The sequence below is a fragment of the Pseudomonas yamanorum genome, assembly GCF_013386765.1.
GTDB classification, from domain to species: domain Bacteria; phylum Pseudomonadota; class Gammaproteobacteria; order Pseudomonadales; family Pseudomonadaceae; genus Aquipseudomonas; species Aquipseudomonas yamanorum_A.
The window spans coordinates 75,478-89,763 of sequence record NZ_JACARE010000022.1 but is presented as its reverse complement, the minus strand read 5'-3'; the positions used below and the strand labels follow the sequence as shown (position 1 = coordinate 89,763).

Here is a 14,286-nt window from a genome sequence, read left to right as displayed (position 1 = left end):
CAGACCCCGGGTTTCGCTTAGCGTTACGTTGCAGAACGGCCTAGCCGCCGCCGACTGGTATTTCCTCACGTTCACTATCGAGCGGCCGCTCCACCTCCTGATGGTGCGTCGAACCAATAAACATATACATCGCCGGCACCATAAACAGCGTCAACACGGTACCGATCGACAACCCGGCGAAGATCACCAGGCCCATGTCATGCCGTCCCGCAGCCCCGGCGCCAGACGCCCACACCAAAGGCACCACCCCCAGCACCATCGCCGCCGTGGTCATCAGGATCGGCCGCAAACGCACGCCGGCCGCTTCTTCTATCGCCTCACGCTTGCTGTGGCCCGCGCGCTGCAATTCATTGGCGAACTGCACGATCAGAATCCCGTGCTTGGTGATCAACCCCAGCAACGTCACCAGGCCTACCTGGGTGTACACGTTGATGGACGCAAACCCCATGGTGATAAAGGCCAGTGCGCCAAAGAGCGCAGGGGGCACGGAGAACAGGATCACCACCGGGTCGCGGAAGCTCTCGAACTGGAAGGCCAGGGCCAGGTACACGATCAGGATCGAGAACATCAGCAACCCGAAGAACCCGCCGGATTCCTGCATGAACTGGCGCGACTCGCCAGAGAAGTCCGAGGTGTAGCCGGTGGGTGCGATGTTGGTCAGGATCGTGTTGAGTTTCGCCAGCAGTTCGCCCTGGGCCACGCCGCTCACGCCGGACAGGGTCGCCGAGTTGAGTTGCTGGAAGTGGTTGATGGACTCGGGCTGGGTCGAGGTCTCGATATGCGCCACGGTGCGCGCCTGGATCATGCTGCCGGACGGCGTGCGAATGTAGTAATCGAGGATCTGGTCGGGGTTGAGCCGGTCAACCTGCAGCACCTGGGGAATCACTTTGTACGAACGCCCGGCGGTGGAGAAGTAGTTCACATAGTTGCCACCCAGTGCAGCGGACAGCGCCGCGCCGACGTCAGCCTGGGTCATGCCCAGTGCGGCGATTTTTTCCCGGTCGACCACCAGCCTGGCTTGGGGCTTGTCGAGTTTCAGGTCCATGTCGGAGAAATAGAACAGCTGTTGTTTCTGTGCCTCGGCCACCACCGCCTGGGCGACTTCGTTGAGGTTTTCCACCGAGTCGGTGGTGGTGATCACAAACTGCACCGGCAAGCCCTGGGCGCCCGGGAGCGACGGCAGCGGGAACGCCGCGATGGTAGCGCCCGGCACCTGGTTCCATTTTTGCTGGAGGTCCAATATCAGTTGAGCCTGTGAGCGCGAGCGGTCGCCCCAGTTTTTGAGCAGCACACCACCCAGTCCCTGGTTGAGGATCGGCAGCCCGGTGAGCTGGAACATCTGCGCGTATTCAGGCTCTTTGTTGGCGATCTGGAAGGCCTGGTCGGCAATGCGCTCCATCTGCTGCGGCGAGGCGGTCGGCGGGCCCTTGATCTGCATGAACACCAGGCCCTGGTCCTCGGTGGGCGACAGTTCGCTCTTGGCGGTCATGCCACTGGCGGCCACCAGCAAAAACAGCAAGAAGCCAAACGTCACCAGCACCGGCCACACGTTCAGCCCGCCTGAAAGTACGCGGTGGTAACGCCCCCGCAACCAGTCAAAGTACTGGTCGAGCTTGCGGGCGAAGCGACCTTCTTCCTGCCCGGACTTGAACAGTCGCGAAGTCATCATCGGCGACAGCGTCAACGCCACCACGGCCGACACGGTCACCGCACCGGCCAGGGAGAAACAGAACTCCTTGAACAGCGCCCCGGTCAGCCCGCTGCGCAGGCCAATGGGCACGTAGGCGGCAATCAGCACCACGGTCATCGCGACGATCGGGCCACCCAGTTCCCGCGCCGCCACCAGCGCGGCCTCCAGCACACCTTTGCCTTCTTCCTTGATATGCCGGTCGACGTTTTCCACCACGATAATCGCGTCGTCCACCACCAGGCCGATCGCCAATACCAGGGCGAGCAGGGTCAGGAGGTTAATCGAGTACCCCAGCAGGTACATGATGAAGAACGTCCCCACCAGCGACAGCGGGATCGCCACCAGCGGCACGATCACCGCACGGAATGAGCCGAGGAACAGGTAGATCACCACCGACACGATGATCATCGCCTCCACCAGGGTTTTCACCACCTCATAAATCGAGGTGTTGATGAACTCCGTGGAGTCGTACACGATCTCGCCGCGCACCCCGGTGGGCAATTGGGATTGCAGCTCGGGGAAGGCCTCGCGCACGCTGTCGGCGACGGTCAGGATGTTGGCGTTGGGCGCGGTCTTGATGCCGATGAACACCGAACGTTTGCCGGAAAACGCCACGCTGCTGTCGTAGCTCTCGGCGCCGAGGGTGACGGTGGCCACATCCTCCAGGTACACCAGGGCATCGCCTTTTTGCTTGACCACCAACCGCTTGAATTCATCCACGGTGTGCAAGTCGGTCCCGGCGGTCAGGTCGACCGTGACCGTTTGCCCGCGGGTGGAGCCGACGGCAGACAGGTAGTTGTTGTTGGCCAGGGCAGTGGACACGTCCTGGGCCGTCACGTTGTGCGCCGCCAGCTTGTTCGGGTCCATCCAGGCCCGCAGGGCGAACTGGCGCCCGCCGAGGATTTCAGCGGTTTGCACACCCTGGATCGAATCCAGCTTGGGCTTGACCACCCGCACCAGGTAATCGGTGATGTTGTTGGTGGGCAGGGTGTCGCTGTAGAAGCCCAGGTACATGGCGTCTGTGGTCTGCCCGACCGCCACCGTCAGCACCGGCTCCTGGGACTGGGCCGGCAATTGGTTCTTGACCGAGTTGACCTGGGTATTGATCTCGGTGAGTGCCTTGCTGGCCTCGTAGTTCAGCCGCAGCGTGGCGGTAATCGTCGACACGCCGGTGATGCTCGTCGACGACAGGTAGTCGATGCCCTGGGCCTGGGCAATAGCTGACTCAAGGGGCTGGGTGATAAAGCCGGCCACCGTCGACGCGTCAGCGCCGTAGTAAGCGGTGGTAATCGTGACCACCGTATTTTCGGTGCGCGGCCATTGGTTCACCGGCAGTTCGAAGATCGAGCGCAGCCCCAGGATCAGGATGAACAGCGAGACGACAATGGCCCAGACCGGTCGCTGAATAAAGGTATCGGTAAATTTCATGGGACACCTTTAGTGTTCTTGGGGAGTCGGCGCCGGGTCGTTCAGCGGCGCGGCGCTGTTATCGACTTTCACCGACGAGCCATTCTTGAGCTTCATCTGGCCGCTGGTGATCAGCAGGTCGCCTTCCTTCACGCCCGACAGAATGGCGACTTGGTCGCCCCGGGTTGGCCCGGTCTTGATGAAGGTCTGTTGCGCCGTGAGCACTTCCTCGCCTTTGTCGTTCTTGCTGGAGGTGGCGATGAACACCGTGGTGCCGTAAGGGTTGTAGGTGACCGACGTCTGCGGAACGGTGAGGTAGCGTTGGGTCGCGCCGGAGGTGACCACGGCGCGGGCAAACATCCCGGGCACCAGGCTTTGTTTGGGGTTGTCGACGGTGGCTTCTACAGTGACGTTGCGCGTGGTCGAGTCGAACTGGGTGTCGATGGTGCTGACCTTGCCCGTGAAGGTTTGATTGGAGAGGCCGTCGGCCGTCACCGACACCCCTTGGCCGATGGCGATGGCTTCCAGTTGGGTCTGGGGCACGGTGAAGTCGATGTAGATCGGATCAAAGGTCTGCAACGTAGCGATCTTGTCGCCGGGGTTGAGGTATTGCCCGGGGTTGACGCTGGTGATCCCGATGCGCCCGGCAAACGGTGCGCGAATGGTTTTTTTCGCCACCAGCGCCCGCTGTTGTTCGGCGGCGGCGAGCTTGGCTTTCAGGTCGGCGGTGTCGGTGTCGACTTGGGCCTGGGAGATGGCGTTGACCGCCAGCTGGGCCTTGTCACGCTTGAGGACGATCACCGCCAGGTCGGCCGTGGCTTCAAGGGAATGCAGTTGCGCGATGTCCGAGTCGGCGTTCAGTTGCACCAGCAGCGCCTGGGCCGCCACTTGCTGCCCGGGCGTGAAGCCGAGGGTGCGCACGATGCCGCCCACCTCGGTGGTCACATCCACCCCGCGGACAGCCTTCATCGAACCCACGGCGGTGACATTGGGTTGCCAATCGCTGAAGGGCACTTTCATGGCCGTGACCACGGCAGCGGGCAGGGGCTGCTTGGACTGGGCAATCAACGCCGAAATCTGCACGAACTTCACCCCGGCGATGATCGCGACAATCACCAGCACCACCACGATCATGATGATCATCGGCCGCCACAGTCGACGCTTGCGCGGTGCGCCGGGCTCGGGGGGCAGGGGAGAGGCAGTAATGACGTCAGCCATGGGTGTTCTCACTGTTTCAATGATTCAGTTCAGTCGAACCGTGCCGAATCGGCAGGCGCTGCCTTGTTCTTGGCCGGCATGATCTCGTTCCACGACGGCAAGCCGAAGCGATCCGGTTTGCCCTTGGTGGCGGGGTCCACATCTGTTCGGTTCCACCAACCGCCACCCAGTGCCTGGAAGAGCGCAGTGGTATCGCTGTAGCGCGAGGCCTGCGCCTTGACGCGGGACAATACGGTGTTCTGGTAGGTTTGCTGGGCCGTCAGCAGGTTGATGTACGCCACGGCGCCGAGCTTGAACTGCGCCTGCACCAGGTCCAGGTTGGCTTGCGCGGAACGCTCGGCTACCACTTGCTGGTTCAGCGCGTCAGCATCGGCCTCCAGCGCCCGCAGGGCGTTGGCCACGTCCTGGAACGCACCAATCACGGTGCCACGGTAGCGGGCCGCCGACTCGTCGTAGGCTGCCACGGCGGCACGCTTGCGATGTTCGAGGGCACCGGCATCAAAGATCGGTTGGGTGATCGACCCGGCCAGGCTCCACACGCCACTGCCCGCCGAAAACAGCTTGGTCCCGCTGGCCACCGTGGAGCCCACGGACCCGGTGATGCTGAACTGCGGCAACTGATTGGCCACGGCCACGCCGATGTTGGCGCTGGCCTGGTGCAGTTGCGCCTGGGCGGAGCGCACATCGGGCCGCTGGCCGACGATGGCCGAGGGCAGGCTGACCGGCAGTTCTTCCGGCAAGTGCAGGGAGGCCAGGTTGAAGCGCTCGTCGCGGTCCTGGTTGGGAAACCGACCGAGGTAGGCCATCAACTGGTTGCGGGTCTGCGCCAATTGCTTCTGCAGGGGCGGCAAGCTGGCACGGGTTTGCGCCAATGCGGTCTGTTGCGTGAGGACATCGCTGTCACCGATGGCACCCAGCCGCCGCTGCGCCTGCAGCACGTCGAGCTGGTCGCCCTGGAGCCGGACGATTGCCTCGGTTGAGGCGATTTGATCACGTATCGACGCCAGGCTGACCGCAGTATTGACCACATTGGAGGTCAGGGTGAGGTACGTCGCCTCCAGCTGGAAGCGTTCGTACTCGGCCTGGGCCGACGTGGATTCGATTTGCCGGCGCGTGCCGCCGAACACGTCCGGGGCATAGGAAACGCTCAACGATGCCGAACTCACCGTGAGAATCGGCGACTCCGGCAGGCCCGAGGTGACGCCCGATACTTTCTCCCGGGCTTTTTGCACATTGCCGCTTACGGAAGGAAACAACGACGCCTGGTCGGCATAGACCAGCTCGTTGGCCTGGCGCAACGCGGCTTGAGCGGCCGTCACATCCGGGTTGGCGCGCAAGGCTTCTTCCACCAGCGCGTTAAGGTCCGGCGAGCGGAACAGCGTCCACCATTGCCCGGGAATATCCATCCCGGCGATCAGCCGCTGCGCTGCGCCGCCGGCGTCGATATCGGCCTTGGCGGTAGCCGTGAGTTTTTCCCGTGAATAATCGGCATTCGCCGGCACTTCGGGCCGCGCGAAATCCGGCCCGACGGTGCAGCCGGCGAGGGCGATGCACAACAGGCTCAAGGGAGCCAGGAGGTGTGGTTGTCGAAAAAGGGCGCGAGTCAGCGCCACTTGTTGCGGTCCCGATGCAAGCTGCCGAGGCTGCTCTTTCATATTTACTCTGATTAATCAGTTGGTTAACTGTTTTCTATAGTGAGCAATAAATGCGGGTGCATCGGGCCGGGGCGCTGGACAATGGCTCGAGATTAGCCGAATTCAGATCAGTGTAGGTGGTGCGGCCGGGTACGCAATGTCAGCGCACGCGGATCTTCAATGAAAATGCATTTAGCGCATTAATATCGAATTACGTTATGCGTTATAGGTATTTTACAGGCGACCTTTTGCCCCTCATGGTAGGCCTCCCTACGAATACTGCCGAGACCGCGCGCGCGGATCGACTTGAAATGCCTGAGCAGGCATCTGGAGCGAACGTGCGTTATCTGACAAAACTGGCGGCCGGGTTGGCCGCCTTGCTGTGCCTCACTGCGAACGCGCAAACGCTGGTGGTGGGTGACCAAAGTTACAACGCCCAGGCCGTGATGGAAGCGGCGGGGGTGCTGGATGATTTGCCCTATACCCTTGAATGGAAGCAATTCACTGCGGGATCACCCGTCGCCGAGGCGCTCAACACCAACAGCCTGGACATCGGCCTGCTCGGCGATGCGCCCGTGCTGTTCCTCGGTGCACTGGGCGCGCCGATCAAGGTAATCGCCATCAGCCGGCAAAATCTCGACGGCGTGGCCATCCTGGTGAAAAAGGATTCGTCGATCCACAGCCTTGCCGACCTGAAAGGCAAGCGCGCCGCCATCTGGAAAGGCTCCTGGAGCCAGCAGTTGCTGCTGACTGCACTGGATAAAGCCGGCGTGCCAAAGGACTCACTGGAACTGCGCTACCTCAGCGCGCTGGATGCTTCCCATGCGTTGGAGGGCGGTTCAGTTGACGTCATCGCCACCTGGGAACCCTACGTCACCCAACAGGAACGCCAGGGCGCGCGGGTTCTGGCGACGGCTGACGGATTGATCCCGGCCCAGAGCTTTGTTGCCGCCAGCACCAAGGCCGTCGACACCAAGCGTGCGCAAATCAGCGATTTTCTTCAACGCCTGAAAAAAGCCCGTGACTGGACACGCCAAAGCCCGGCCAACGCCGACGCCTACGCGGATGCCTGGGCCAAACGCACCCGGGCAGACGCCGATATAGCCCGCGCCTGGTTCGCCCGGGCACGCACCACGGTGGAGCCGGTGACCGCCCAATCGCCTGTGGAAGCGCAAAAGACCGTGGACTTTTTCGCAAGCCAGGGACTGGTCAAGTCTTACCCGGCAGCCAAGCTGTTCGACGACTCCTTCGCCGCAGCCTTGCAGCCCGCCGTCGCCAAAACCCAGCCCTGAACGCCTCAAGGAATACGTTAGACATGACCAAACGACAGCTCAAACTTGGCGCCTTGACCATGGGCTGTGGCGGGCCCGGTCGCCACAATCTATGGCTTGATCACGAACTGCCAGCCGATGCCAGCGTCAACGTCGACTGGTACATCGACATCGCACGCCAGGCCGAGGCGGCACTGTTCGACTTGATGTTTATCGTCGACAGCCAGTTCATCACACCGGGTTCGCCATCCCATTACCTCAATCGCCTTGAACCGCTCACGCTGCTCTCGGCACTGGCCGTAAGCACCCGGCATCTGGGCCTGGTTGGCACGCTGACGACCTCCTACAACTCGCCATATAACGTCGCACGGCGCCTGGCTTCGCTCGACCTGATCAGCAAAGGCCGCGCAGGCTGGAACGTGGTGACCAGCGGAGACGCCGGCACCGCCGGCAACTACAGCCGCGACGAACACTACGACTACGACACCCGCTATGGCCGGGCCGCCGAACACGTCCAAGTGGTGCAGGGCCTGTGGAACTCCTATGAGGAAGACGCATTTGTGCGCGACAGGACTACGGGCCAGTTCCTCGACCCGAGCAAATTGCATAGCCTGAACCACAAGGGCGAGCATTTTTCCGTGGTCGGCCCGCTGAACATCCAACGCTCACCCCAAGGCCAACCGGTGATCTTCCAGGCCGGTGATTCAGAGCAAGGCCGCGACCTGGGCGCCGCCACCGCCGATGTCATCTTCACCCACGCCGCCAGCATCGAGCAGGGCCAGGCGTTTTACCGGGACATAAAGGGCAGGGCGGAGCGACATGGCCGCGATCCCGGGCAATTGCTGGTAATGCCTGGCGCCGAAATTTATGTGGGGGATACTGACGAACAGGCCCGTGAAATCGAGCAGCACTACCATCAGGCCGACCATAGTTTTGAGCTTGCGTTGAAGGAGTTCGGGCGTAATTTCGGCTGGCATGATTTTGGCCAGTACGACCTGGATGCGCCGTTCCCACAGGAAAGTCTGGAGGCCGCGCGCAGCAGCTTTTTTACCAATGCCAAGCGCATTGCCGATCAGGCACGGGAGAAAGGTTTTACGTTGCGCCAGGCGGTGGAGTTTGGTCGGCAACTGCGGCCGGGGGCGTTTGTGGGATCGGCGGCGACGGTCGCCCGAAAGATGGCGGACTGGTTTGAAGCGCGGGCGGTGGATGGCTTCAACATCTATATCGGGCATCCTCAGCAGTTCAAGCGGTTTACCCAGGAAGTCATCCCATTGTTGCAGGAACACGGCGTGTATCGCACGGCGTATGAAGGGACGACGCTTCGGGAAAGCCTGGGGTTGGAGATTCCACGATTTGCTCGCGGCAGGAGTGTCTGATTCAAAAAGAAGCTGTTCAGGTTAATAAACCGGTTGGCAGGGGATTTTTTTAGACATACTGAGGGTTCTAACCACTCATTTGTCCCGAGGCTGTCCTGATGCCATCCGAACCTGCCAGCGGGCCTTTCAATCAGGACGACCGTTATCGGCTGCTCGTCGACGCAGTGGTCGACTACGCCATCTATATGCTTGATACGAACGGGTTGATTTGCAGCTGGAACTCGGGCGCGAAGAAGATCAAGCAGTACGAACAAAGCGAAGTGCTGGGCAAGCATTTTTCGCTGTTCTACACCCCGCAAGACCTGGCCTCGGATCTGCCGGGGCGCGCCCTCAAGAGCGCCGAACAGTCAGGCCGCTTCGAGGGCGAAGGCTGGCGCCTCAGGAAAGATGGCACGCGCCTATGGGCGTTGGTCATTATCGACCCGATACGCGCCGACGATGGCACGCTGATCGGCTTCGCAAAAGTCACACGGGACCTGACCGAGCGCAAGGCAGCGGAGCAGGCCCTGCGCCAGAGTGAGCAGCAATTCAGCCTGCTGGTACAAGGCGTGACCGACTACGCGCTCTATATGCTGGATCCCCACGGCGTGATCACCACCTGGAACGCCGGTGCCCAGCGCATCAAGGGTTATGAGCCGGCAGAAGTCATCGGCAAACATTACTCCATGTTTTTCCAGCGTGAAGACGTCGACAACAACGTCCCGCAGCGCGCCCTCGAAACGGTTGTGCGCGAAGGTCGCTATGAAGGGCAAGGCCGGCGTCTGCGCAAGGACGGCACGGGATTTGTGGCTCATGTGGTGATCGACCCGATCAAGAATGAGCTAGGCGAGCTGGTGGGTTTCGCGAAGATCACACGGGACGTGACCGAGAGTGTTCAGGCCCAACAGGAGATCAAGGAAACCCGGGAGGCTTTGTTCCAGTCCCAGAAAATGGAATCCCTGGGCCAGCTTACCGGCGGTATCGCCCATGACTTCAACAACCTGCTCATGGTGATCCTTGGCAGCCTTGAACTGGCCAAGAAGCGCGCTCCACAAGACTCGAAAATCTATTCCCTGTTGAATAACGCGATCGCTGGTGCCGAACGGGGCGCGACGCTTACCCAGCGAATGCTGGCCTTTGCCCGTCGCCAGGAACTGGATCCGCAGCCTGTGGATGTGGGTGGCCTGATCAGAAACATGTCTGATCTGCTGTCCCGGATTTTAGGGGCTGGCATCAGCGTAGACACACAGTTCCCGCTGATCTTGCGGCCGGTATTGGTCGACATGAGCCAACTGGAAATGGCCTTGATGAACCTGGTCATCAACGCCCGGGACGCAATGGAAGGTCGGGGACGGATTCTGATTTCGGCGAGGGAAGATTCGTTTCCCGGCAGGCCGAATGAATCCGAAAGGTTGATTTGCATCTCTGTCGTCGACACCGGCCCCGGGATGAATGACGCGACCCTGCAAAGGGCCATGGAGCCGTTTTTCACCACCAAAGGCGCGGGAAAAGGCACCGGGCTTGGCCTTTCGATGGTGCACGGCCTGGCGGCACAATCACAGGGCCACTTTGTGTTGAAAAGCACGGAGGGAGAGGGCACAACCGCAGAGCTTTGGTTACCGGTGGCGGTGATGGAGACCACGCAGTCGCCAGCGCAGGCATCAACAGCAAACACGCCAGACGTCGCCCATCAGCGAAGCCTCGACATTCTGCTGGTAGACGATGACCCACTGGTGCTCATCAGCACCGGGGCGATGCTTGAAGACCTCGGCCATCATGTCGTGTTGGCGGCAGACGGCCAGGCGGCGCTGTCTTTCCTGGCCCAAGGCAAGCGTTTTGACCTGGTGGTCACCGACATGGCAATGCCGGACATGACCGGGATTGAACTCGCCGGCAATATCGAATCGCTGTTTCCCACACTTCCTATCATCCTTTCGTCAGGATTTTCCGAGATTACCCTGGATATCAAAACCACATTGACGCGACTTCCCAAACCATTTGACCAAGCTGCATTGGCGAAGGTAATCGCCGAAACCCTGCGCACCCGGATTGAAAAGCCGTGTTGAGCCAGGCGGTTGATCGTCCGCTGTTTGTATCTATGGATGGGCCCAAGGGCACCGGTAAAACCACACTGTTGGAAGCCGTTACGAAAGTACTGAGGGCGGGCAATAAAAAGGTGATCCGGCTTTGCGAGAGAAAAAGCGATCCCTACAGAAGTGAAACAATGGCCCTCGTTAACCAGCTTGCCAGAAGTCCGAGTCGGGATTTGGAGTGGGAAGTGTGTGAGCGCTTTGCGGATAGCCGTGCGTGGATTTCCCGGCATGTGCTGGCTGAACAGCCGCCGGGCAGTATCGTCTTGATTGATCGCTGGTATCCGTCTGATGCCGCGTTTCGCCGCACCGTCCCGATGGAAGAGATCCTGCGGCTGAACATTGACCGAAACGTGCAAGTGCCGGACCTGCATGTCGGGGTTGTCACCGCGCCTGAAGTTTCATGGGCAAGGGCTGCTGCGCGCCGGCGTGGGCTGAGTAGCACGGTGATGCATAAGCTGGACGAACATGTCGCCAGTACCCAGGCGTTCGAACGAGCGGTTGCAGATCACGGTTGGGTCTTATGCCGGAATGAAGGAACGATTGAGGGGGCGACGTTGCAGGTGGTTTCCGAGATTTATAAAGTCCTGGGATGACAGATGGGTCACTGGGCTGCCATAGCCTGGTACGTGATTTAACATAATATACATTATGCGTAATCATATGATTCGCTATCAGGGGCAGTGCCAGTCAGATTTCAACTGGCAAAACCCCTTTGGTGATCAAACCTGAGCAAACCCACCATCGACGAACATTTCGCTACCCGTCATAAAGCTGCTCTCGTCCGATGCCAGGAACAACGCGGCTGCAGCAACTTCTTCGGCCTTGCCGATACGGCCCAGAGGAAGCTGCCCAGTCATGTCATCGATGATTGCATCCTTCTGACCTGTCGCCGAAAGCGCCAGGTCCAGCCCTGGTGTCGAGATCGGCCCGGGCGACAGCACGTTGATGCGTATCCCCGTGCCTTTGAGATCCAGCGCCCAGCTCCTGGCGAAATTACGCAGCGCCGCCTTTGTGGCGCTGTACACGCTGAATGCCGGTGTGCCCATGGTGCCCGTCGTCGAGCCCGTCAGGATAACCGAGCCGCCTGCGTGCATCAGTGGCAACGCTTTTTGTACGGTGAATAACGTGCCTTTGACGTTGATGCCAAAGGTGCGGTCAAACGACGCTTCGGTGATCGATCCGATCGGCTCGAAATCTCCCAGCCCTGCGTTGGCGAACAAGATGTCGATACGACCTTTATCCGCTTTGACTTGCGCGTAGATTCGGTCAAGGTCATCCAGGTTTGAAATGTCACCCTGAATGGCTACGGTTCCAGCGCCAATGATCTGCAGCGCTTTATCCAGTTCCTCTTGCCGACGCCCCACGATAACGACTTGCGCGCCTTCTGCAGCAAAACGTATGGCAGTGGCCAAGCCGATACCGCTGTTGCCGCCAGTGATCAGTGCAATTTTTCCGTTGAGCCTGCTCATGTTGGTTTCCCAAAAAAGTTGAGGCCCAACTGTAGATCTGCGCATTCTATTTGAATAGTATGCACCTTTTGGTAAGTACCCAATTCAGTGAGTGACGTCATGGCGAACAACACCTTCAATTGCGGACTCGATGCTGCCCTGGCAGTGATTGGCGGGAAATGGAAACCACTGGTCCTTTACCATCTGGCGCAGGACGTTCATCGATACGGCGAGCTGCGGCGCGCGATTGGTGGCGTGACCGACAAGGTGCTGACCCAGCAATTGAAGGAGCTGGAACGCGATGAAATCATCGCGCGTGTCGACTTCAAGGAAATCCCGCCAAAGGTCGAATACTCCCTGACCCCGTTCGGGCACTCGCTGGCCAAGGCGTTGGGGGCGTTGTGCCAATGGGGCACCGAGCACATGCAGACGGTTGAACGCATCAGTGAGGCCCGTACAAGCGCCCTCACCCAGCCTTAAGCTCACCCAAATACCCAACTCAACTAAATGGATATTTAGTTGAGTTATTGTTCAATGGCGCACTTGCAACCCCAGTCGCCTGCTTAATCAATCGGATCGCGGGTCCACTCACCGTTCACCAACCGCTTGATGCCCAACGGGTTGGCGTTCTGCAAGGCAGCGGGCAACAGGCTGTCCGGGTAATTCTGATAGCAGACCGGACGCAGGAACCGATCGATTGCCAAACTGCCGACCGAGGTACCTCGGGCATCACTGGTGGCCGGGTACGGGCCGCCATGCACCATGGCGTCGCACACTTCTACGCCAGTCGGATAGCCATTGACCAAGATGCGGCCCACCTTCTCCTCCAAGAGCGGCACCAGCCATTGGTACCGATGCAGGTCGGCCGGCTCGCCGATGAGGGTCACCGTCAGTTGGCCGCGCAGCGCTCGCAACGCTTGTTCAAGTTGCGCATCGTCCTCCACCTCAATCAGTACGCTGGTTGGGCCGAAGACTTCTTCTTGTAGCAAGGGATGCCCCTCAAGCAGCAACGCGAGGTCGGCCTTGAACAGCTGCGCTCGCGCTTGATTGCCTTCCTGGGATTGCCCCGCCAGGTGTGCGACACCCGGGCACGCTTTCAAGGCGTCGACACCTTTCTGATAACTGCGCAGGCCACCGGCATTCAGCAAGGTTTGCGGCGCCTGTGCCGAAAAATGCGCCTTGAACTGTTCGGTAAACGCAGTGAATGCCGGGCCGCGGATACCGATTACCAAACCCGGGTTGGTACAGAACTGCCCTGCCCCCAGCACCACCGAGCCAGCCAGCTCGCCTGCGATGGTCGCGCCACGGGCCGCCAGCGCATCCGGCAACAGGATAACGGGGTTGATGCTCGACATCTCGGCGAACACCGGGATCGGCTGCGTACGTTCCGCTGCGATCTTGCACAGGGCATCGCCGCCGCGCAGCGATCCGGTAAAACCTACCGCCTGAATCGCCGGATGCCTGACAAGATCTGCGCCGACACCTTCGCCGAAGATCATGTTAAACACCCCCGGCGGCATGCCGGTGCGTTTGGCGGCGCGTTCGATAGCGCCGCCCACCAGATCAGCCGTAGCCATATGGCCACTGTGGGCCTTGACTACCACCGGACAACCGGCCGCCAACGCCGAGGCGGTGTCGCCACCCGCCGTGGAAAAGGCCAGGGGGAAATTGCTAGCACCAAAGACCGCCACCGGACCGACGCCAATCCGGTATTGACGCAGGTCGACCCGTGGCAGCGGTTGGCGATCCGGTAGTGCCAGATCAATTCGCGCCCCGAGGCTGTCACCCCGGCGCAGCACCTGGGCGAACAAGCGCATCTGGTTGCTCGTACGCAGGCGCTCGCCCAGGATGCGCGCGGAAGGCAGCGCGGTTTCACTGCAGACGACCGCGATGAAGTCCTGATCCAGTGCCTCCAGTTCCTCGGCGATCGCCTCAAGGAACCCCGCGCGCCGCACGGGGCTCAGTTGGCGATACGGACCAAAGGCACTTTTTGCGGCAAGAGCGGCCTGCCCGACTTCTTCAACCGTAGCCTGGTGGAACACGTAAGGCAGCGCTTCCCCGGTGGTGGCATCAATGCTCTGGTGACGGGCCTCGCCGAGACCACTACGGGCGCCCGCGATGAACTGCTGTCCGAGTACAGCCGGCATTTTCATAACCTCTTCCATTGAGT

At 60.6% G+C, this 14,286-nt stretch carries 10 protein-coding genes; 5 read left to right on the top strand and 5 right to left on the bottom strand.

From position 1 onward, the window contains the following. Positions 1-40: 40 nt before the first annotated feature. From HX875_RS18425 to HX875_RS18415, 3 genes are read right to left on the bottom strand one after another with little or no spacing between them, the layout of a single operon-like run. Complete coding sequence (locus HX875_RS18425) at positions 41-3,118, bottom strand: efflux RND transporter permease subunit (protein WP_177044304.1); 3,078 nt, start codon at positions 3,116-3,118, stop codon at positions 41-43. Positions 3,119-3,127: 9 nt separating this feature from the next. After that, positions 3,128-4,315 carry an efflux RND transporter periplasmic adaptor subunit gene (locus HX875_RS18420; protein ID WP_256348132.1) on the bottom strand — a complete coding sequence of 396 codons (1,188 nt, stop codon included), beginning with the start codon at positions 4,313-4,315 and terminating at the stop codon, positions 3,128-3,130. A gap of 29 nt (positions 4,316-4,344) precedes the next feature. Beyond that, a complete protein-coding gene (locus HX875_RS18415) occupies positions 4,345-5,880 on the bottom strand; it encodes an efflux transporter outer membrane subunit (RefSeq protein WP_256348131.1) in 1,536 nt (511 codons plus the stop codon). A gap of 407 nt (positions 5,881-6,287) precedes the next feature. Here HX875_RS18415 and HX875_RS18410 point away from each other — a divergent pair, with 407 nt between their 5' ends. The 4 genes from HX875_RS18410 (at position 6,288) to HX875_RS18395 (ending at position 11,261) form a co-directional block, all read left to right on the top strand. After that, entirely contained in the window at positions 6,288-7,241 is a 954-nt protein-coding gene (locus HX875_RS18410; protein ID WP_177044303.1) for an ABC transporter substrate-binding protein, read from the top strand. A gap of 23 nt (positions 7,242-7,264) precedes the next feature. Next, positions 7,265-8,596: an LLM class flavin-dependent oxidoreductase gene (locus HX875_RS18405; RefSeq protein WP_177044302.1), complete on the top strand. Its 1,332-nt coding sequence runs from the start codon at positions 7,265-7,267 to the stop codon at positions 8,594-8,596. A 98-nt stretch (positions 8,597-8,694) separates the two neighbouring features. Then, a complete protein-coding gene (locus tag HX875_RS18400) occupies positions 8,695-10,641 on the top strand; it encodes a hybrid sensor histidine kinase/response regulator (RefSeq protein WP_177044301.1) in 1,947 nt (648 codons plus the stop codon). A gap of 32 nt (positions 10,642-10,673) precedes the next feature. Then, positions 10,674-11,261, top strand: a complete 588-nt coding sequence (locus HX875_RS18395; RefSeq protein WP_177044357.1) for a dTMP kinase — start codon at positions 10,674-10,676, stop codon at positions 11,259-11,261. A gap of 126 nt (positions 11,262-11,387) precedes the next feature. Here HX875_RS18395 and HX875_RS18390 read toward each other — a convergent pair whose 3' ends face one another. After that, positions 11,388-12,137, bottom strand: a complete 750-nt coding sequence (locus tag HX875_RS18390) for an SDR family oxidoreductase (protein WP_177044300.1) — start codon at positions 12,135-12,137, stop codon at positions 11,388-11,390. Positions 12,138-12,236: 99 nt separating this feature from the next. On the opposite strand from HX875_RS18390, the gene HX875_RS18385 reads away from it, so the two are divergent. Continuing rightward, the gene (locus HX875_RS18385; protein ID WP_177044299.1) at positions 12,237-12,596 is read left to right on the top strand and encodes a winged helix-turn-helix transcriptional regulator; all 360 of its coding nucleotides are present in this window, start codon (positions 12,237-12,239) and stop codon (positions 12,594-12,596) included. Between the two features lie 83 nt (positions 12,597-12,679). Here HX875_RS18385 and HX875_RS18380 read toward each other — a convergent pair whose 3' ends face one another. After that, positions 12,680-14,263 (bottom strand): aldehyde dehydrogenase (NADP(+)), encoded by a 1,584-nt coding sequence (locus HX875_RS18380; protein WP_177044355.1) that lies wholly within the window; start codon positions 14,261-14,263, stop codon positions 12,680-12,682. Between the last annotated feature and the right edge of the window lie 23 nt (positions 14,264-14,286).